General features: G+C 35.1%; 23 protein-coding genes and 1 riboswitch. Of the genes, 12 read left to right on the plus strand and 11 right to left on the minus strand.

The features are described from left to right. The first annotated feature begins 19 nt into the window (after positions 1–19). Positions 20–1012, plus strand: a complete 993-nt coding sequence (gene lpxD, locus ACEN25_RS02680; RefSeq protein WP_441801530.1) for a UDP-3-O-(3-hydroxymyristoyl)glucosamine N-acyltransferase — start codon at positions 20–22, stop codon at positions 1010–1012. Here lpxD and ACEN25_RS02685 read toward each other — a convergent pair. Both ACEN25_RS02685 and ACEN25_RS02690 read right to left on the minus strand, forming a co-directional pair. Beyond that, positions 1009–1908, minus strand: a complete 900-nt coding sequence (locus ACEN25_RS02685; protein WP_441801531.1) for a DUF6268 family outer membrane beta-barrel protein — start codon at positions 1906–1908, stop codon at positions 1009–1011. The two genes, lpxD and ACEN25_RS02685, sit on opposite strands and share 4 nt — an antisense overlap. 146 nt (positions 1909–2054) lie before the next feature. Further along, a complete protein-coding gene (locus ACEN25_RS02690; protein ID WP_441801532.1) occupies positions 2055–2327 on the minus strand; it encodes a YtxH domain-containing protein in 273 nt (90 codons plus the stop codon). A gap of 295 nt (positions 2328–2622) precedes the next feature. Here ACEN25_RS02690 and ACEN25_RS02695 point away from each other — a divergent pair, with 295 nt between their 5' ends. From ACEN25_RS02695 to ACEN25_RS02715, 5 genes are all read left to right on the plus strand, one after another. Then, the gene (locus ACEN25_RS02695) at positions 2623–4185 is read left to right on the plus strand and encodes a protein adenylyltransferase SelO (RefSeq protein ID WP_441801533.1); all 1563 of its coding nucleotides are present in this window, start codon (positions 2623–2625) and stop codon (positions 4183–4185) included. Next, the gene (locus ACEN25_RS02700; RefSeq protein WP_441801534.1) at positions 4185–4442 is read left to right on the plus strand and encodes a peptide methionine sulfoxide reductase; all 258 of its coding nucleotides are present in this window, start codon (positions 4185–4187) and stop codon (positions 4440–4442) included. The genes ACEN25_RS02695 and ACEN25_RS02700 overlap by 1 nt, the downstream gene beginning before the upstream one ends. 14 nt (positions 4443–4456) lie before the next feature. Further along, positions 4457–4951, plus strand: coding sequence for a peptide-methionine (S)-S-oxide reductase (locus ACEN25_RS02705; RefSeq protein ID WP_441801535.1), 495 nt, complete (start codon positions 4457–4459; stop codon positions 4949–4951). A 174-nt stretch (positions 4952–5125) separates the two neighbouring features. Continuing rightward, positions 5126–5641, plus strand: a complete 516-nt coding sequence (locus ACEN25_RS02710; RefSeq protein WP_441801536.1) for a hypothetical protein — start codon at positions 5126–5128, stop codon at positions 5639–5641. Positions 5642–5795: 154 nt separating this feature from the next. Continuing rightward, complete coding sequence (locus ACEN25_RS02715) at positions 5796–6719, plus strand: EamA family transporter (RefSeq protein ID WP_441801537.1); 924 nt, start codon at positions 5796–5798, stop codon at positions 6717–6719. A 27-nt stretch (positions 6720–6746) separates the two neighbouring features. Here the strand turns inward: ACEN25_RS02715 and ACEN25_RS02720 are convergent, their stop codons facing one another. Beyond that, complete coding sequence (locus tag ACEN25_RS02720) at positions 6747–7646, minus strand: EamA family transporter (RefSeq protein WP_441801538.1); 900 nt, start codon at positions 7644–7646, stop codon at positions 6747–6749. A gap of 166 nt (positions 7647–7812) precedes the next feature. Here ACEN25_RS02720 and ACEN25_RS02725 point away from each other — a divergent pair, with 166 nt between their 5' ends. Continuing rightward, on the plus strand, positions 7813–8004 hold the full coding sequence (locus ACEN25_RS02725) for a cold-shock protein (RefSeq protein WP_028375269.1): 192 nt from the start codon (positions 7813–7815) through the stop codon (positions 8002–8004). A gap of 79 nt (positions 8005–8083) precedes the next feature. On the opposite strand, the gene ACEN25_RS02730 is transcribed toward ACEN25_RS02725, so the two are convergent. Then, positions 8084–8731, minus strand: coding sequence for a thiamine phosphate synthase (locus tag ACEN25_RS02730; RefSeq protein ID WP_441801539.1), 648 nt, complete (start codon positions 8729–8731; stop codon positions 8084–8086). Positions 8732–9075: 344 nt separating this feature from the next. Next, positions 9076–9642, minus strand: coding sequence for a DUF4494 domain-containing protein (locus ACEN25_RS02735; RefSeq protein ID WP_441801540.1), 567 nt, complete (start codon positions 9640–9642; stop codon positions 9076–9078). A 220-nt stretch (positions 9643–9862) separates the two neighbouring features. On the opposite strand from ACEN25_RS02735, the gene ACEN25_RS02740 reads away from it, so the two are divergent. Then, positions 9863–10459: a DUF6642 family protein gene (locus ACEN25_RS02740; protein ID WP_441801541.1), complete on the plus strand. Its 597-nt coding sequence runs from the start codon at positions 9863–9865 to the stop codon at positions 10457–10459. 118 nt (positions 10460–10577) lie between these two features. Here ACEN25_RS02740 and ACEN25_RS02745 read toward each other — a convergent pair whose 3' ends face one another. Beyond that, the gene (locus tag ACEN25_RS02745; protein WP_441801542.1) at positions 10578–11882 is read right to left on the minus strand and encodes a Na+/H+ antiporter NhaC family protein; all 1305 of its coding nucleotides are present in this window, start codon (positions 11880–11882) and stop codon (positions 10578–10580) included. A gap of 49 nt (positions 11883–11931) precedes the next feature. Then, a riboswitch (SAM-I-IV-variant riboswitch) is annotated at positions 11932–12029 on the minus strand. Positions 12030–12248: 219 nt separating this feature from the next. On the opposite strand from ACEN25_RS02745, the gene ACEN25_RS02750 reads away from it, so the two are divergent. After that, positions 12249–12719 carry a nucleoside deaminase gene (locus tag ACEN25_RS02750; RefSeq protein WP_441801543.1) on the plus strand — a complete coding sequence of 157 codons (471 nt, stop codon included), beginning with the start codon at positions 12249–12251 and terminating at the stop codon, positions 12717–12719. A gap of 518 nt (positions 12720–13237) precedes the next feature. Here ACEN25_RS02750 and ACEN25_RS02755 read toward each other — a convergent pair. From ACEN25_RS02755 to ACEN25_RS02765, 3 genes are read right to left on the minus strand one after another with little or no spacing between them, the layout of a single operon-like run. Then, positions 13238–13792 carry a DUF4251 domain-containing protein gene (locus ACEN25_RS02755; protein WP_441801544.1) on the minus strand — a complete coding sequence of 185 codons (555 nt, stop codon included), beginning with the start codon at positions 13790–13792 and terminating at the stop codon, positions 13238–13240. Between the two features lie 34 nt (positions 13793–13826). Next, a complete protein-coding gene (locus ACEN25_RS02760) occupies positions 13827–14675 on the minus strand; it encodes a formate/nitrite transporter family protein (protein ID WP_441801545.1) in 849 nt (282 codons plus the stop codon). 3 nt (positions 14676–14678) lie between these two features. After that, positions 14679–15128 carry a nucleoside deaminase gene (locus ACEN25_RS02765; protein WP_441801546.1) on the minus strand — a complete coding sequence of 150 codons (450 nt, stop codon included), beginning with the start codon at positions 15126–15128 and terminating at the stop codon, positions 14679–14681. 301 nt (positions 15129–15429) lie between these two features. Between ACEN25_RS02765 and ACEN25_RS02770 the strand changes: the two genes are divergently transcribed. From ACEN25_RS02770 to ACEN25_RS02780, 3 genes are all read left to right on the plus strand, one after another. Next, entirely contained in the window at positions 15430–16383 is a 954-nt protein-coding gene (locus ACEN25_RS02770; protein WP_441801547.1) for a TerC family protein, read from the plus strand. Between the two features lie 121 nt (positions 16384–16504). Further along, positions 16505–16807 carry a ribosome hibernation-promoting factor, HPF/YfiA family gene (gene hpf, locus ACEN25_RS02775; RefSeq protein WP_028375259.1) on the plus strand — a complete coding sequence of 101 codons (303 nt, stop codon included), beginning with the start codon at positions 16505–16507 and terminating at the stop codon, positions 16805–16807. Between the two features lie 11 nt (positions 16808–16818). Continuing rightward, positions 16819–17301 carry an arsenate reductase family protein gene (locus ACEN25_RS02780; protein WP_441801548.1) on the plus strand — a complete coding sequence of 161 codons (483 nt, stop codon included), beginning with the start codon at positions 16819–16821 and terminating at the stop codon, positions 17299–17301. A gap of 74 nt (positions 17302–17375) precedes the next feature. On the opposite strand, the gene ACEN25_RS02785 is transcribed toward ACEN25_RS02780, so the two are convergent. After that, complete coding sequence (locus ACEN25_RS02785) at positions 17376–17978, minus strand: nitroreductase family protein (protein WP_441801549.1); 603 nt, start codon at positions 17976–17978, stop codon at positions 17376–17378. A gap of 81 nt (positions 17979–18059) precedes the next feature. Then, a complete protein-coding gene (locus ACEN25_RS02790; protein WP_028375257.1) occupies positions 18060–18311 on the minus strand; it encodes an acyl carrier protein in 252 nt (83 codons plus the stop codon). Positions 18312–18321 lie beyond the last annotated feature (10 nt).

The raw sequence follows: 18321 nt of genomic DNA on the forward strand, positions 1-18321 counted from the left end.
AACTAACTTAAAATGTATAATGATCAACTTCTCATTAGAGCAAATTAGCACTTTACTTTCTGCCAAACAATTAGGAAATTCTAGCCAACAGTTTACAGGGCTTAACCATTTAGAGAAAGCATCAAATAATCAGATAAGTTTTATAGGATCTAGTAAATACGCAAAATTATACAACAATTCAAAAGCAGGTGCGATTGTAATTAGTGAAAACCTGGCACACCTGGTTTCTGGTGAAATTCCTTTATTAGTCGTACCTAATGCAGATCTGGCAATGGCAAAATTATTGTCTTTATTTGAACCCGATGCACCTTATATCGAAGCTGATATACATCCGCTTGCGACCGTACATCATTCTGCTATAATAGGAAAAGATGCATCTATAGGTGCAGGCTGTTATATAGGCGCTAACGTTATAATTGGGGATCAAGTAGTGATTTATCCTAATGTGACGATACTAGATGATTCTACAATAGGCACTAAAACTATAATTTGGCCGGGTACAGTAATTAGAGAGCGTTCTCAAATAGGTGCATATTGTATTTTACATAACAATGTTAGCATAGGTGCAGATGGTTTTGGTTACAGACCTAGCGAAGACGGTCGTGGTTTAATTAAAATTGTACATATAGGTAATGTGATTCTTGGTAATGGGGTAGAGATAGGCGCTAATTCTTGTGTAGATCGCGCAAAATTTGATTCTACCATTATAGGCGATGGCTGTAAAATAGATAATCTGGTACAAATAGGACACAACTGTATTTTAGGTAAATGCTGTATAATGGCAGGACATAGTGGTTTAGCCGGTTCTGTTACCCTAGGCGATGGCGTTATAATTGGCGGAAGCGCTTCAATTAAAGACCATACAACAATTCATTCTGGAGCTGTAATTGCTGCCGGTTCTGGTGTAATGGGTGATGTCGCTGCAGGTAAAACTATGCTGGGCTACCCTGCAACAGAATCTCGCGATAAGCTGAGAGAATGGGCTGCAGTACGTAAACTGGGTAGAAGCTAAAGATTAAATCTATAGAGTAATTCTAATTTAAACAACGCACCTTTCGCTAAAGGTGTGTTCAGTTGATTTCGGTCGTCACCCAGATAGAAAAGGCTCAATCCTAAATCTACCTGATCACTTTCTTCAAAGACTTTATAAGTTCGAGTTATTGAATAGCCAGCTTTGGCTTTTAAATACAATCCTTTATATAGGGGATAGCGTAGGTATGCAAAAAACTCGGTTGTATTTTTTGCAAAATATTCGGTTGTAGAACCAAAATAGGGATCTGACAAAGCATAGCTAGATGTTAGTCCGTTTACATCGCCACCTATATTTATTTTATCGGTAAGCATATAATTAATATCTCCGTTAATCGTGGTTATATAGGCTTCAAAACGTTTGCTAGGGCTCAAATAATAAAATCCTGCATAGGGTACCAGAAATAAACCAAATTCTTCTGTGTTTGCATATAAACCCATTTTCCAGCTAAAATTTTCATTCTTCTTTAACGTAGCCAACGCCAAACCTCCTATTTGAAAACCGTCTGAAGTTATTAAATCAAGGTCTGAGGCTATTTTAGGAATTATTAAATATGTTATCGCTAAACGGTCTGAATACTTATGATTGAAGCCCAGAGCTAAACTAAGAGAGGCTAATGTATTTGTTTTAAGGTAAGTAGGATCTAAGCGCAATGCATTAGATTCTATCATTACATTAGATATAAATGTGTTTTTTTCGTCTAAAACCTTCGGAAACGTAAATTGAAATTCAAGCTCATTTACGGCCGTTGATTCTTCAGAATTTTCAAAATAATTTTGAGGTGTTGTAGAATAGGAAAGATTTGCCAGATCTATATAGTTCTGTGCCTGCGAGGTGATTGTTACCAGCAAGGCTACTAAGAGGGTTCTAATATTCATCAAACGAATATAGCTAAATTAAGAATAGGTTGGATTTTCTTATTAATTCACAAAATAAATTAAATTATGTAATCACATTTTTATAAAATTGGGCATAAAAAAAGCGCGATCTATAAAGATCGCGCTTATAATAAGGTGATTAAAAATTATCCTGAAATTTTATCAGCTTCATTCTTAACGTTATTTTTCAACTTAGCGTAGTTGTCTGCAACGGTATCTTCAACCTCTGTGTAGGTATCTTTAATACGAGCTTCAGCTTCCTGATACGTTTCTTTCAATTTAGCACCGGCTTCACTAATTTTATTTTTGATTTTTTCTTTCTCTTCAGGAGTTGCTGTTTTGTATTTATACCAGGCAAAAAGACCACCGGCAAGTCCTAAAAGTGCTACTAATCCTGTTTTTTTGTTAGATGAATTCATATTTTCAAAGGTTTTAATTGTTCAAATTTATAGGTGCAAAGTACATTCCATTATTCTGATTGTCAGTATACTTTAATATAAGTTTAATACTGTGGTCTTAGAAATTCGTCGTAATGCCAGTATACCTAACTCAAATTCTTAATCTTAGAAATCATATTCTTAAACTTAAAATAAAATGAAAGCTCTGTCATAAAATTCATAAGTTTTTTAACTGACAGGTTTTAGTCCCTAAACCGACTCATCATCTGTACCTTTGAAGTGCCTTCGGCGGAAGCCAAAATCTAAAATAAATCAGATGCAGTTTAAGTTTAATAACCTCTTTACAGATAATCTTCCGGCAGATCCCATTACAGAGAATGCGCGCAGGCAGGTAACTGAAGGGTTCTATTCATTTATAGAACCTAAGGCCACCACAAATCCGCAATTGATTCATGTTTCTGAAGAAATGCTTGAAGAATTAGGCATTTCGCAGGAAGAAGCGCAGTCTGAGGAATTTTTAAAAATGGTAACTGGTAATAGCGTTTTACCCCAAACTAAACCTTATGCTATGCTATATGGTGGGCATCAGTTTGGAAATTGGGCCGGGCAATTGGGAGACGGTAGAGCAATAAATTTATTTGAAACAGATCATAAGGGTAAACACTGGGCAATACAACTTAAAGGAGCGGGGGAGACGCCGTACTCGAGATCTGCAGATGGGCTTGCCGTTTTACGCTCTTCTATACGCGAGTATTTAATGAGTGAGGCGATGCATCATTTGGGTATTTCTACCACACGTGCACTTTCACTTTCATTAACAGGTGATCAAGTTTTACGCGATGTGATGTATGATGGTAATCCTGAATATGAAAAAGGTGCCGTTGTAAGTAGGGTGGCTGAATCCTTTTTACGTTTTGGTAATTATCAGATTTTTACAGCCAGAGATGACAAAGAGAGTCTTCAAAAACTGGTAGACTATACCATCACTCATTTTTTCTCTTATTTGGGTAAACCTTCTAAAGAAAATTACTTAAAATTCTTTGCCGAAGTTTCAGACCGCACTTTAGCTATGATTATAAATTGGCAGCGCGTAGGATTTGTACATGGGGTAATGAATACCGATAATATGTCTATTTTGGGCCTTACGATAGACTATGGCCCATATGGCTGGTTAGAGGGTTTTGATTGGGGATGGACACCCAACACGACAGACCGTCAACATAAACGTTACCGCTATGGTAATCAACCTAATATAGGTTTGTGGAATTTATACCAGCTCGCTAATGCTTTATATCCACTTGTGGAAGCCTCAGAAGGTTTTGAAGAAATATTGGATATTTATAAAAAGCAGTATGCCGTAAAGTCTCTTAAGATGATGGCAGATAAGTTAGGTATTGTAGAAGCCACAGAAGCAGATTTAGAATTAATTGCAAATTTTGAAACATGTCTACAGCTTGTGGAGACCGATATGACTATAATCTTCAGAAATCTTGCTGACTTTAAAAAAGAAAAGCCTGCCGAAGGATTTGAGTTAATTACCCCTGCATTTTACACAGAAGAAATACCAGGTGATGATATTCAAAAACAATGGAATGACTGGTTTTTATGCTATTCAAAGCGTTTACAGCAAGACTCGCGGTCTGATGCTGAGCGTAAAACTGCTATGAATGCGGTAAATCCTAAATATGTCTTACGCAATTATATGGCGCAACTGGCAATAGATGCTGCAGATCAAGGAGATTATACGCTTATTGATACGTTTTATAAAATGCTAAAAAAACCTTACGATGAGCAACCGGAATACCAACAATGGTTTGCGAAGCGGCCAGACTGGGCACGAGATAAAGTAGGCTGTTCCATGCTTTCGTGCAGTTCGTAATGAGCATTTTAAAGTATATTAATAAAATTCCTATCGGTTATTCTGAAGCCATGTATTTCGCTAAAAAATATGGCGTAACCCGTACTGATTTTAACAACGGAAAAAGCATAAAAATCTTTGCCAAAGAGCTAGGCGGCACAGACTTTATAAGCCTTAACTACTATATAACCACTAATGGCGCACTACTAAAACCTTGCGAAATGCCAAAAGAAAAAGTTATTGCATTTTTAAAAGAAAGTATACTTATTACTGAATAAAAAATTAAAAGTTGATGCTCAAATCTATTTCAAAAATAGCTTTAGGTGGCGGGTGTCACTGGTGCACAGAAGCCGTGTTTCAATCATTAAATGGTGTTCTTAAAGTAGAGCAGGGCTATGTTGCATCAACGGGATTCTATAGAGAGTATTCTGAAGCGGTAATCGTGCATTTTAATCCTGATATCATTCCATTAGCGGTGCTTATAGAAATACATCTTTACACACATAAAAGTACTTCAGATCATAGTTTTAGAACTAAATACAGATCTGCGGTTTATTATTTTTCAGAATATCAAGAAGCGATTATTTCTCAAATAATAATCGATTTACAGCCTCTGTTTAAAGAACAGCTTATTACTCAAATACTTCCCATTGCAAGTTTTGAGGCTTCGCGTGAAAGTCTACACGATTATTATCTAAAAGATCCTGATAAACCTTTTTGCAAACGCTACATACAACCAAAACTTAAACTTCTAAAAGAGAAATTTAGTTCAAGAACTTCTGTATAATTGCAGTTATTTTTAATTTTTAAAAAGCAATCGTTCAATAAGAGTGCTAGGATATATTAAATCAATATTTAAAATGAATTAAATATCAGATTATATCAAAAATTTTTAGGTGTTTAAACCTGGAGTAATAGATAGCGTCTAATTGAACACATTACAATTAATCTATTTTAAACTATGATTTCAAAACGTGAACTTTCTTTAAAAATGCGAGAATACCACCGTTACTTAGGTTTTTTCCTGGCCGGTATAATGGCTGTCTATTCTATAAGTGGTATCGTATTAATTTTTAGAGATTCAGATTTTCTGAAGATTAAAACTATAGAAACAAAAACTATAGCTGCAAACCTAAGCACCACCGAAATAGCAAAACCACTGGGTCTGCGCAATCTTAAAGTTGATAAAGAAGAAAACGGTACTTATTATTTTAAAGGCGGAAATTACAATTCAAAAACAGGAGAGGCTGAATATACAAAAGCAGAGTTACCTTCTATTCTAAAAAATATGACCAACTTTCACAAAGCAAAATCGGGTGACCCGTTGTTCTTTATGAATATCTTTTTTGGAGCTTCTTTGCTGTTTTTTGTGATTTCGTCATTCTATATGTTTTTACCTAAAACGAGTATTTTTAGAAAAGGAATGTATTTTGCAGCAGCGGGAATTGTCTTAACTGTTATTTTACTATTTGTATAAAGCACTTTATAAAGAAAAAAAAGGTATTTAAATGTAAGCGCCTGTAAATAACAGGTTATTTATAAAATTTCTAATACCTTTTTTTTCAATTTAGAAACCGACAACAGATTATATTGTTGGTTTTTTTTAGCTCTGTTTTAAACGACTTTTTACTATGTCACAAAAGAATCCTACTATTATTTTCCTTGCTTTTTTTGCGATATATGTGTTTTGGGGATCTACTTATTTATGGAATAAAATGGCCGTTACAGAGCTGCCGCCATTTATGTTAGGAGGTTTTCGCTTTTGTACCGCAGGTCTTATTATTTTTGGTATTGCTGCATCTTTAGGGCATTCTTTACGCATAACCCGTAAGCAACTGGGTAATTCTATCCTTGCCGGTGTGTTATTTCTTTCGGTAGGAAATGGTGTTTTTGTCTGGGCTTTAAAATATATAGATAGTGGTTTTGGTGCTTTAATTGCCTCTATGTATCCCTTATTTATCATATTAATGATGACGATTATTCAAAAGCGCAAACTCAAAAAAATGACTATTGCAGGAGTCTTTCTAGGTTTAATAGGTATGTTATTACTGGTAACGCAACGGCAATTAAGTATTGAGCCTAATTTTTGGTTAGGCGTAGGTCTGGCTCTTACTGCTATTTTGAGTTGGAGTTCGGGAAGTTTAATAGTTGCTCATGTAGAAACGCCTAAAAATCATTTTGTATCTACCGCATATCAAATGACTGCAGCCGGCGTGGTTTTACTTCTGGCAAGCTTATTTATAGGCGAGGAGTGGAGTAGTCCGCTAAGCTGGTCTGGTCGTACTCAAATCGCATTGACCTGTCTCATTTTATTCGGGAGCATCGCAGCATTTTCCGCATTTAATTATTTACTAAAAAATGTAGATACCGAAAAAGTCTCTACATCTGCTTACGTAAATCCTATAATTGCTATGTTTTTAGGTTGGTATTTTCTAGATGAAACGATTACACTACAATCTATAATCGCAGCGGCAATTTTGCTTACCGGAGTTTACTTCATCAATGTAGGGAAAGGAAAAGGAGATAAAGAAGCTAAATTAAAAACTGAAGTTTAACAACTTAAAGAACTATTAATCTTCTGTTTAAGAATACAAAATCAAAAAAACACCTATTAGAATTCCGGTTAGGGGTACAAGTTTTTTACGTTTATTCTTTTCTTTAAAAACTAAACCTCCTATTACAACTGCAATAATTAGCTGGCTGCGTTTAATGGCAGAAAGTAGCATAATCAAGGCTTCAGGATCTTGTAGTGCCTTAAAATAAAAATAATCTGCGGTTTGCAAAAGCACACCCACTGCGATTATAGACCATCTAAAGGTGAAGGCTTTTCGTTTTTCGGCCTTCGGAAACCAGAGCACGGCGAGTATAAATATTAAAATTAGAATAGTATACCAGCAAAACCAAAACTGTAATGTCTGCGGATTTAAGGAAAGATTCTGAATTAAAAATTTATCATACAAACCGCTGGAAGCACCCAGAAAGGTTGCGGCAATAATGGCTAAAATCCATTTATTCTTTTTGAAAATGATTCCTTCTTGTTTGCCAATGCGCGAATACAACACCACCGAAAGAATAATCACAAAGAAACCAATCCATTGCAGGGAATTGGGTTGTTCTTTATAAATGAAAATAGCTCCTATAAAAGTAAAAAAAGGACCCGCAGAGCGTATGGGTGTAACAATGGTAATAGGTAAGTGCTTTAAAGCCTGATAGGCTAAAATCCACGAAGCTGCCATTATCATTGATTTGATGAAAATAAAACCGTGAACTTCCCAGGGAATTGCAGTAATATAAAAATCCAATTCTTTAGTAAATTCAGGATAGTAAATAGATCCCAAATAAAAGGGCAAAAACATTAAAAATCCTGAACAAAGGGTACCTAAAAGAACAGGAAGAACCTCGTTGCCACGTACAGCGTGTTTTTTACATAAGTTGTGTAATCCTAAAAAAAGTGCGGCCAGTAGCCCTAAATACATCCACATTGCGCAAAATTAATTTTTTAGGTCTGTAAGTATGTCGCTAAACTCAGTTAATTAGCGCTAAAATTATTTAAAATGCTGTTTTATTAGACTTTAGCTGAAGTAAGGTGTATCTTTGGCACCGTAATTGCTTACTATTAAGTAATTATTAAATTTTTTAAATAATATTATGAGTAACGGAACAGTAAAATTTTTCAACGAAACCAAAGGATTTGGATTTATTACAGAAGAAGGTGTTGAAAAAGACCACTTTGTACACATTTCAGGATTAATCGACGAGATTCGCGAAGGCGATGAAGTTGAATTCGATCTTCAGGAAGGTAACAAAGGATTAAATGCAGTAAACGTAAAGGTTATCTAATACATACATCTTAAAGTTTTAAAAAAGCCCGTCAATAAATTGACGGGCTTTTTGTTTTTTATCCTGTTGTAGTTCATACCTACTCAAAGGTGTGCCGTTGCTCTTCAGTAGCAGAAGCTTTTAATAACTGATTGAATGTTTTAATTGAATTGAAATCTTGAGTAATATAGTCTGAAACTACTATTCCTGAGATTCCGGCAGTCATCAAGTCCTTCACATCTTCAGGGGTTATTCCACCTGCACCCAATATAGGAGTTTCAGTAGTTAAAGCATCAGTAATAAGGCTATACCCATTCAACCCCAAACCTGTTTTTGCGCTAGCTAATTTGGTAGTTGTTTTAAACGGATTCAGATTAATATAATCGATATCTTTAACGATTAGCGCCTCACATTCTTGCAACCTGTGCGCACCGGCACCTATAATTTGCCAGGTATACAGGTGATTGCGCACCGAAATTAGAAAAGAAAGGTCTGTTTTTTCTAAACAAACACCATCTGCTTTGATCTCCCTGGCTATTTTGTGATGATCAGTTAAGATTAATCTAGTTTGAAAATGCGAAGTGATTTCGCGTACCTGTTTTGCCAATTTAAGCAATTGTTTTTCGGTAGCCTTTTCAAAATCTAATTGCACTAATTCTATACCTGAAGTACAGGCCTTTTGAATATTTTCTAAATGTTCTTCTGAAGAATTACCTTGAGATCTGTAATGTAGTTTAGGTATAATCATATATAATTATTTAATGAGCCGATGTGTTTGCAAATATAGGCTTGAAGCGTGCTTAAGCGGTTTGATGTTGCAATAAGTTGGTGGTTAAAGTTTTTAAAGGTTTTTCTTCGGAAAATCTTGAGCCTGGTAGTATAATCGATTTCTGATTTCTCAATAGGTTTGCAATTTACAGTAAGATTACTTCTAATGAATTGCACTGAATTAAAATCTGTTTGTACTGAAATAAATACTATTTATTATAATTAAAAAAAGCCCCGATTTTTCGAGACTTTTTTTGATTAATAATGTAGCTTTTTGAGTAAAGATTCCTTAAAAATGTAAACTTTAAGGTCTACAATATTATATTATTCAGCTTCAGCTTCAGCAGTAAGCGAATCTGCCATTGCCAATTCTTCGTTATCGTCGTTATAGGTAGGTGTAGATTCTTTTAAGCGATTAAACTCTTCCAGACGCTCTGTTTCCTCCTCATCACCTGAAAAATATGGAAAAACATCCATAATAGGAGATTCAGAAACTGCCGGGATAGTGTATTCGCCCATTGTATCCTGCATTGTACTTACAGTGTTTTCAAAGGCTTCTTTGACATCATTTGCCTGTACCAGCAAATACATATTGGTTTTACGTTCTTTACCGCTTTCTTCGTCAAAAGCGATTAACGAGATTTTTGATTTAAACCAGCGGTCGCAATTTTCAAAAGGATGAATCTCTGCATAATTAGCAACTTTAATGTTGGTGATTTTAATTTCTTCACCTTCCATTAAATACGAAGCCATTTCTTCGGTAATTCTACTTTCTGCTTCAGTGTACGAGATTGCATCTACTAAAAAAGGTTCGGTTTTAACCTTTTGCGTACCAGACGCTTCATCAAATTTTCTATATTTTACCTTGCATTCGTACCAGGTTGCACTCATAATTTATTGTTTTAAAAATTCAAAAATAGGGTATAGGTTCTATGGAATTTCGCAAAAAAAGAGATAGATATTCACAATTTAAAAACCTATTTTTTATTCCGCTAGATGGTAGCTGTTTACCTGTTTTAAAAACTTATGTTGGCTTAAATTAACAAAGGCAATACTCCTAAATGTTATAACAGTCTTTAAATTTGCTGACTACTTATACTATTTAAAAGTGATGGAAAAAAGAACGCAAGTACCGCAGAATCACAATTTAGATCCTGATAAATTTATTTATTGTTTAGAAGGAGTTGCAGATATAGAAATAGATCAAATTACTGAAGTTCAGAAAAGCCTGGAGGAGTTGGCGCTTCAATACGGTGTGGCAAGCATATATCAAACTTGTGATACTATTGAAGGACTCGAAGCGAGCCTGAATACTCTGGTTATGGACGATCATTATTTCAAGGAATACGAGATCATCTATCTAGTGATGACCGGAGAAGCTAATAGTATATGTTTAAATGATTACTATTACAGTTTTCAGGAAATAGCAGAGTTGTTTGAAGGAAAGTTGAGAGGGAAGATCGTTCATTTTTCGAATGCTAAAGTGCTAGATCTTGACGAAGAAGAAGCGCAATATTTTTTAGATATTACAAACGCAAAAGCAGTTTCTGGCTATGGAAATGCCGTTGACGGGTTAAGTAGTTCTAATCTTGATAAAGTGTTCTTTAATTTATTTAATGAAGATGATGATCTTTTTAATGTCGTAGAGACCTTACATGAGAAACACTATGCAGTATGCAAACTTTTAGATTTTAGAATGTATTACTAGTGCGTTGCCTTCTATGAGCTACTGAAGGTTGTTTTACTTGTTTCAAAAAAAATTAAATACCTCAATATTTAAATTCCATTTAATTTTCATTTTAAAAGAAGTGTTCCACATACAAAGGTTACGATTTTGCTTTACGCAACGGGTTGAGCGTAATAAAAAGAAGCGTGTAAACCAGCAACAAAAGTAAATACCAGGTATTGCCCATTAAATCTAAGTAATTAATCTTTCCGTTAGAAAAACTTAAAATCATAAGCACTTGCGCTCCATACGGCAATAATCCCTGAACAATACAAGCAAAAATATCTAAAATAGATGCTGTTTTTTTGTTGTCTAATTGGTACTCATCATTAATGGTTTTTGCAATAGGACCCGCAATGATTATAGATACTGTATTATTTGCAATAGCCATATTAATCGTACTTACTAAGGTTGCAACGCCCAGTTCTGCAGTCTTTTTATTTTTAATTAGCTTTTTGATAGTTACCAGAATATATTCAATCCCGCCGTTACGGGCAACCAGAGCTGCGAGTCCGCCGGTGAGCAAGGACAATAAGAAGATTTCGGTCATATTTGTAAAACCTTCATAGGCAATTTTAGTAGATTCTATAAGCGTAAAATCGCCATAGCTAATGCCCAAAATACCTGCTGCCAACACGCCAACAAACAGGGTTATAAAAACATTAAGCCCAAGAATGGAAAGTAAAATCACCAAAATATATGGTGTAATTTTGAGTACATCATAGTTATAGCTTACAGTTGTAGCTTCAGTAGCTGTAAGATCTGTCCCTTGAAAAACTAATATAGCGATTGTGCCTATAGCTGCAGGTACGGCAATTTTTATGTTCTGTTTAAATTTATCACTCATTTTGGTGGCCAGTGATTGAGTCGCCGCAATAGTCGTATCTGAAATAACCGATAAGTTATCTCCAAACATACTACCACCTAAAAGCGCACCGCAAAGTATCGCCAGGTCTGCACTGCTATTAGCTGCAAAACCCACCACAATGGGAGCCAGCGCAACAATCGCTCCTACCGAAGTTCCCGTAGAAACAGATAAGAAACCTGCAATAACAAAAATACCCACGTAGATGTACTCAATCGCAATAAAGTCTAAACCCATATTTACGATAGCGTCAACACTTCCTGTCGCATTAGTGATGGCGGCAAAAGCACCGGCAAGCAAGTAAATCAAGCACATCGTAAGGATTTTATCATCACCACAGCCTTTTAAAAGCGTGTCTATTTTAGTATTAATAGACTGTCTAAACATTAGAAATGCGACTACAATCCCTACAATAACCGCAATAGGTGCGGGAAGTGCATAAAAATCGTTTTGATAAATACCTACACCGAGAAAGGTAACTACAAAAACGAATAAAGGAATGAGTGCTGAGAATTTTGGAGTAATCTTAAGTTCTGCCATTTTATAATTTTATACTCAAAAAGGCAATAGCAGTAATTACGTAAACGTATGTGTTAACAAGGTTTCCAAGTAATTGGCTTATCTATTTTAGCACCTTGCTCGTTATTGCAGGTTGCTATCTCCCTTATGAGATTCTGGATAATTAATTTAAGGGCGCAAAATTACTGTAGGAATAATTATTTGACCTACTTTAAAAGTTAATATTTTTATAATGTGGATATTCGCAAGATGTTGTATAAACCGGTGGGAGGGAAGTGGTATCTATTTATTCTTGACGGAAAATAATCGAATACCGGTGACTATAAGATAAATTAATTAATCTCTAATTATCGTAAACTCCTATATTTACAGCAAACACAAAAAATAATGAGCAACGAAGAATTTATGTTAGAAGCTGTAAATGCAGCTTTAAAAGGAATGCAAAACAATGAAGGCGGACCCTTTGGTTGTGTGATTGTTAAAGACGGAAAAATTATAGGTAAAGGAAATAATAAAGTTACTTCTACAAATGATCCCACTGCACACGCTGAAGTTACGGCGATACGTGATGCTTGTAAAAACCTGAATTCGTTTCAACTTGATGGTTGTACTATATACACTTCTTGCGAACCTTGCCCAATGTGTCTGGGAGCCATTTACTGGGCCAGACCCGATAAAGTGTACTACGGAAGCAGCCAGACTGATGCCGCTAACATAGGCTTTGATGATGCGTTTATTTATGAGGAAATTCCTCTGCCGTATGAGAAACGCAGCATCCCTTTTGAGCAATTGTCTCCCGAAGTCGCCATTAAACCATTTCAAGAATGGACAAAGAAAATAGATAAGACGGAGTATTAGAAAATATATAGTTAGTGAAAAAAAAAACGATTTCACCTATATCAATAACTAAAATGTTAGTTTTAATTAATGATGAAAATTTGTAGAAATTTTAAAAATCCCAATCCCTGAGAATCGCGTATTTGAAAATTTCTTGGACTTTGTACAGAATACGCGAATTTTGAGAATATCATTTATAAGCTATTTTAAACACGTAAAGTTTTTATTGAGTTTCTCGACTGCGCTCGAAATGACATCAAGTTGAATGATAATATTAAGGTGTTATTGAAATATTCAAAACTGTATTCGTAATGACAGTTTATTTGATACAGCCAATTCGTAATGACAGTTTATTTGATACAGCCAAAAGGAAAAACTAAGAAAAAATGAGTTCTAAGCACTATTTTACTGATCAATATATTTGTTCTATAATTTACATTATGTAAAATAGACCTTATTGAAGCCTCTTTTTTAAGTAAGAGTTGCTTCACATTACTTTTTCAAGCAAATTATATTTTAGACCTAATATTCTATTAACCCTACTTCTTAGATTCCTCAGGTTTTAATTGGTCTACAGTTCCGCGGTAATGTATTGTTGTGCGTTGTGTACTTTGTACAGAAAGATCTGCAACCAGATTAGATCTTAAATTGAGTATAAAATCATAGCTTTCGGTTCCTTCAGTATCACGTGCCGAAAATGTGATAACATACATTCCTTTCTTAATTTCCTGATCATAATCACGTATCAATCCGTTTACCGTTATTCCGGCATCTCGGGTATTATATGCGCCACCCATTCGGCGTTCCCCAAAATAAGGTAGTCTTGCGTGAATGCTATCGCCATCAATCTTTACAAAATTGGGATTACCTATTAAACTTACCTGAGCAGAATTGTTACTGGGTCCTAATATATTACTGTTTAAAACAGCGTTTACAGCTGCAGTATTCATAGGCATTGCATAGGTCGCTTCAATCTGATATTCTTTGGCTTCAAGCCACGTATTTAAATCTGCATTTGTAGTAGCATCAATATTTTTTGAGCTTCCGCAGTTAACGAATAGAATACTCAAAACGATTAGATAAATTGTCTTCATAATTCTAGTAAATTAAATTCTAACAACTACTATTTTAGTTGACGTTATTTACAAATGCCCGGTATTTTAATAAAGCTACAAAAAAGGCACCTCCTATTGCGTTACCTATTAAAGCCGTGCTCTGCACACTTACATACTGCCCTATGGTAATTTCAGAACCGCTAATATAGGCTGCAAAAACCTCAATATTGCCTATAATACTGTGGTGTAGACTGGTAAATGCCATGGTTGCGGTAATTAAAAAGATTATGATAATACGGCTTACCGTGTCTTTAGACGAAGTCACTAACCAGGATAATAATCCCATCATCCACCCAGCTAAAATCGCACTAACTAAAATGGTAGGAAGACCAAAATCAGCAACATGGGTTCCTATGGTTATTACTGTCTCCACATCAAAAATACCTAGTTTGGGACCTATCCAAACTAAAACCAAGCCTATCAAAGTACCGCCAAGTAAGTTTCCAAAAATTACGAGACCCCACAAACGCAATAAACTTACTACGCTATGTTGTCTGTTTAATACGGGCAAGGTGAGTAATGAAGTCTGTTCTGTAAACAATATTGATTGGCCTAAAACCACTAAAATAAATCCCAATGGATATACCAGAGCAATTATTTTGAACAGACTTTCTTCTGCTAAACTATCTGAAAAGAAATAGAATACACTACATAACATCATGTAGCTAAAACCAATTTCAAGACCAGCCGTTAATGAGCTCATGATGATACTGCTGGTACTTAGACTGTATATTTTTTTTCCCTCGCAGATTTGTTCTTTTAATATCTCACCGTGACTTTTTGCCTGTGATTCTTCAGAAACTTCAGACTTTTCTAGTTCCTTATCTATATTTTTCTGCTTTTCTTCTTCTTCCTCGCTCATACTCTAGTTGTTCCAAACTGCTACAGCTTCTTCGCGTAATAGTTGTTTTAAATTAAATTCTACATGTCTTTTACCGGTGTGCGAATTGTAAAAGAGATCGCTGTAAATATATCCTGCTTCGTAAGCATCTGAAGCAGATGCCCCATAGTAAACCATCTCAAGTTCTGCCCATCTCGTTGCTCCCAGGCACATTAAACAGGGTTCGCAGCTCGTGTACAAGATACAACCCTCAAGACTTTTGTTAGCTAATTTTTTGCAAGCTTCCTGAATCATAGCCAATTCTGCGTGCTGGGTACAATCTGTTTCTTTTCCTACCTGGTTGTGGCCTTCTGCGATAATAGCACCGTTTTTAACAATTACAGCTCCATAGGCTCCTCCTCCATTGGTTTCTTTACCTTTTTGAGCCCAGGCAATGGCTTTCCGCATAAAATCTTCGTGAGTACTCGTTTCCATAGCTTTTAGAATTAATCTTGTAAACGTCTTTCTATTTATTAGACCAAAAAAGGTGAACCCATTTAGAATGCTTAAATTTCTATTGGAAAATAATCTTTTAGTTCTAAATATTCCCCTAGTAAAATAGAATTTATATAGAAAGAAAAGAGACCACAATTATTTAACAGCAATTTAGAATCTCTAGATTATTAGGGCTTGTAATCTATAGTATATTTGTGCCTTAATAGATTAATGCGTAAAATTTAATAGGAAAAAAAACGCCAAAATTTCCTTTAGTTTCATTCAATTTAATATAACAGCTATGCTAATTTGGGGTTTATTTATCGTTTTTATATTAATATGCTTAGCATTAGATCTTGGTGTTTTTAATAAAGAAGACCACGTTATCAAAAGTAAGGAAGCCGGTATCTGGACCGCAGTTTGGTTTAGTATCGCAATGGCGTTTAGCGGAATAATATACTGGCTTTTTAGCGCAGAGCTTATTGAAAATCCTACTAATATTACTGCAAATACGGCAGTACTAAAATACATAACGGGTTATCTTATAGAATTGTCTTTAAGTATAGACAACGTCTTTGTGATTGCAGTGATCTTTTCATCTTTTGCTATCCCACCTAAGTTTCAACACCGGGTTTTATTCTGGGGAATTCTGGGAGCTATTGTTTTTAGAGCATTAATGATTGTCTTTGGTGTTGCTCTTATTAATAAGTTTGAATGGATTATTTATGTTTTTGGTGCTTTCTTATTATTTACAGCATTCAAAATGCTTAAATCTGATGACGATTACGATCCACAGGATTCTACTGTGTATAAAGCCGTTAAAAAATTATTTCCCGTTACCACAACCATTGAAGGTCACGCCTTTTTTCTGGTTGAACAAGGAAAACGCGCTGCCACTCCCCTTTTTCTTGCCTTGATTGTTATTGAGCTTACCGATATTCTTTTTGCCTTAGATAGCATACCTGCAATTCTTGCGATTACCGCAGATCCCTTTATAGTATTTACCTCTAATATATTGGCGATTTTAGGTTTGCGTTCTATGTATTTTCTAATTTCGAGAATGCTTCAGAAATTCCGTTATATCAATTACAGTCTGGTTGTGATTTTGGCATTTGTAGGTCTTAAGATGATCTTTTCGCATATGATCGAAGTGCCAGAATGGATGTCACTAGCGGTTATTGTACTTTCTCTTGCCGGCGGAATTTTAGCTTCTATTTATATCGCTGGCCCAAATACTCCTGAAGACGAAGCTTAAATTCTAAATAGATACTTTAAAATTAAGTTTATTTAACGCTTAGTTGTCAAAGAAAGCCTAAAGTATGTGGTATGCTGTTAGGCTTTACGTAATTTTAGGAAACTAATAAAAAATACAGATTATGAATTATAACTTTGAGTATAACGATGTAGCTGCTAGTGCGGCATTAGAAGAATTTACAAAAGAGCAATTAGATAAATTAGTGCATAAATATGATTTTATCGTACGTGCCGATATTTTCTTTAAAACTGAAAATACATCTAGTGACGATACCGGTAAAATTGCAGGAATCCGTTTAAGTGCACCGGGACCCCGTCTGTATGCAGATCACAGTTCAAAGAGTTTTCACGAGTCTGTCAAAGAAGCAATTCGCGAATTAAATATTCAACTTGCTAAGCGTAAGGATAAAATGAAATCTCATTAATTAGATAATTTATGAAATCTATAGCCAGAAATGAAAATCAGATAACATTGATCTATAGCAGTACCAGCCGTATTGGCGAGCGTACTTATGGTCATATTTCTGCAGTAAAAGATAAAGAATTACAAACCATAGATATTGCTAAAAACCCTTTAACAGGTACGCAGTGGGCAGAGCTTGCAGAAGAACTTAATAAATCTATGCGGGAGTTGTTAAGTTTTGAAGATGTTAGCGATGATGATGAAATAAAAAATGGGGATTTTGATGAGAATGACTATGTAAACATTCTCAAAAATAGACCCGAGTTATTTGCACATCCTGTAATCATACATAATGATACCGTAAAGCAAATAAATAACCCTACACAGGCTCAGGAGTTTCTGGGCGTAGATAGTGCAGGTCTTGATAAAAAGATGATGCACGAAGAGCCGACTATTAGCAGTACAACCAAGAGTGAACGTTTTATAGATAAGCCAGATAATGGCGATCATAATTAAACGCAATTGTTTTTAATTAAAAAAGCGGATCATTTTTGAATGATCCGCTTTTTTTAGTTTATAAGTTTAATGGTTTACTCTATTTTATCTTCAAAATCACCATTAAAAGCAAATTGATCTACAGTATTCCGCTCACGTTTTTCCTTGCGCTCGTCATCTTTCAAATCTTCGGGTAAAGTATCTAAGTCACCACCGTAACGTCCTAATGCGACTGCTGTGGCAATACCATACTCATTAGTAAAATTAAATTCGCTATGCGCTTTTTCTGGCTCTAAACCAGCCATTTGATGGGCTGCAATACCCTTATGATTAGCCTGTATAACTACATTTCCCATAAAAAGACCTAAATCGTGCATCGCATGTGTGTACTCATCACCATCTTTAGTGGTTTTCTTGTAAGCTGTAATCAGAAGTGCCTGAGCATTTTTTGCCCAACTCTGATTAAATTCAACCAGACAGGATAAAATACGATCATACACAACATCCCCTTTTATACCGTAAATAATTCTCCAGGGTTGTTGATTGTACGAGCTAGATGCCCAGCGACCGGCTTCTAGTAATTGTTTAACTTCAGAAACAGAAAGTGGCACATCATCAAACGCACGCGGACTCCAGCGTGTTTTAATCTCGTCCATAATTTCAAAATCTGTAGGTGTAATTTTCTTAATCTCTTCCATAATTTAATTTTTGAAAGAAAGTTAAAAGTTATAATTAAAACACAAGCATTTTTAACGCTTGTTAACGCAATTAAATCGCTGTTACTTCGCTGCTAACTTTTGTTCGATAAGTGTTATAGAAGCTTTTACCGTTTCCATTTTATCAAGTTCGTCATCTTCAATTGTAATATCAAAAGCATCTTCTACATCCAGTACAATATCAACCAGATGTGTAGAGTTTATATTGAGGTCGCTTACCAGATGACTGTCTTCAGAAATGCTTGAAGCTTCCACATCTTCAGGTAAATAAGGCTTAATAATTTGAGTAAGTTTTTCGTAAATTTCTTGATTCATATAGGTTGTT

The sequence above is a fragment of the Leeuwenhoekiella sp. W20_SRS_FM14 genome (assembly GCF_052119605.1).
Taxonomy (GTDB): Bacteria; Bacteroidota; Bacteroidia; order Flavobacteriales; family Flavobacteriaceae; genus Leeuwenhoekiella.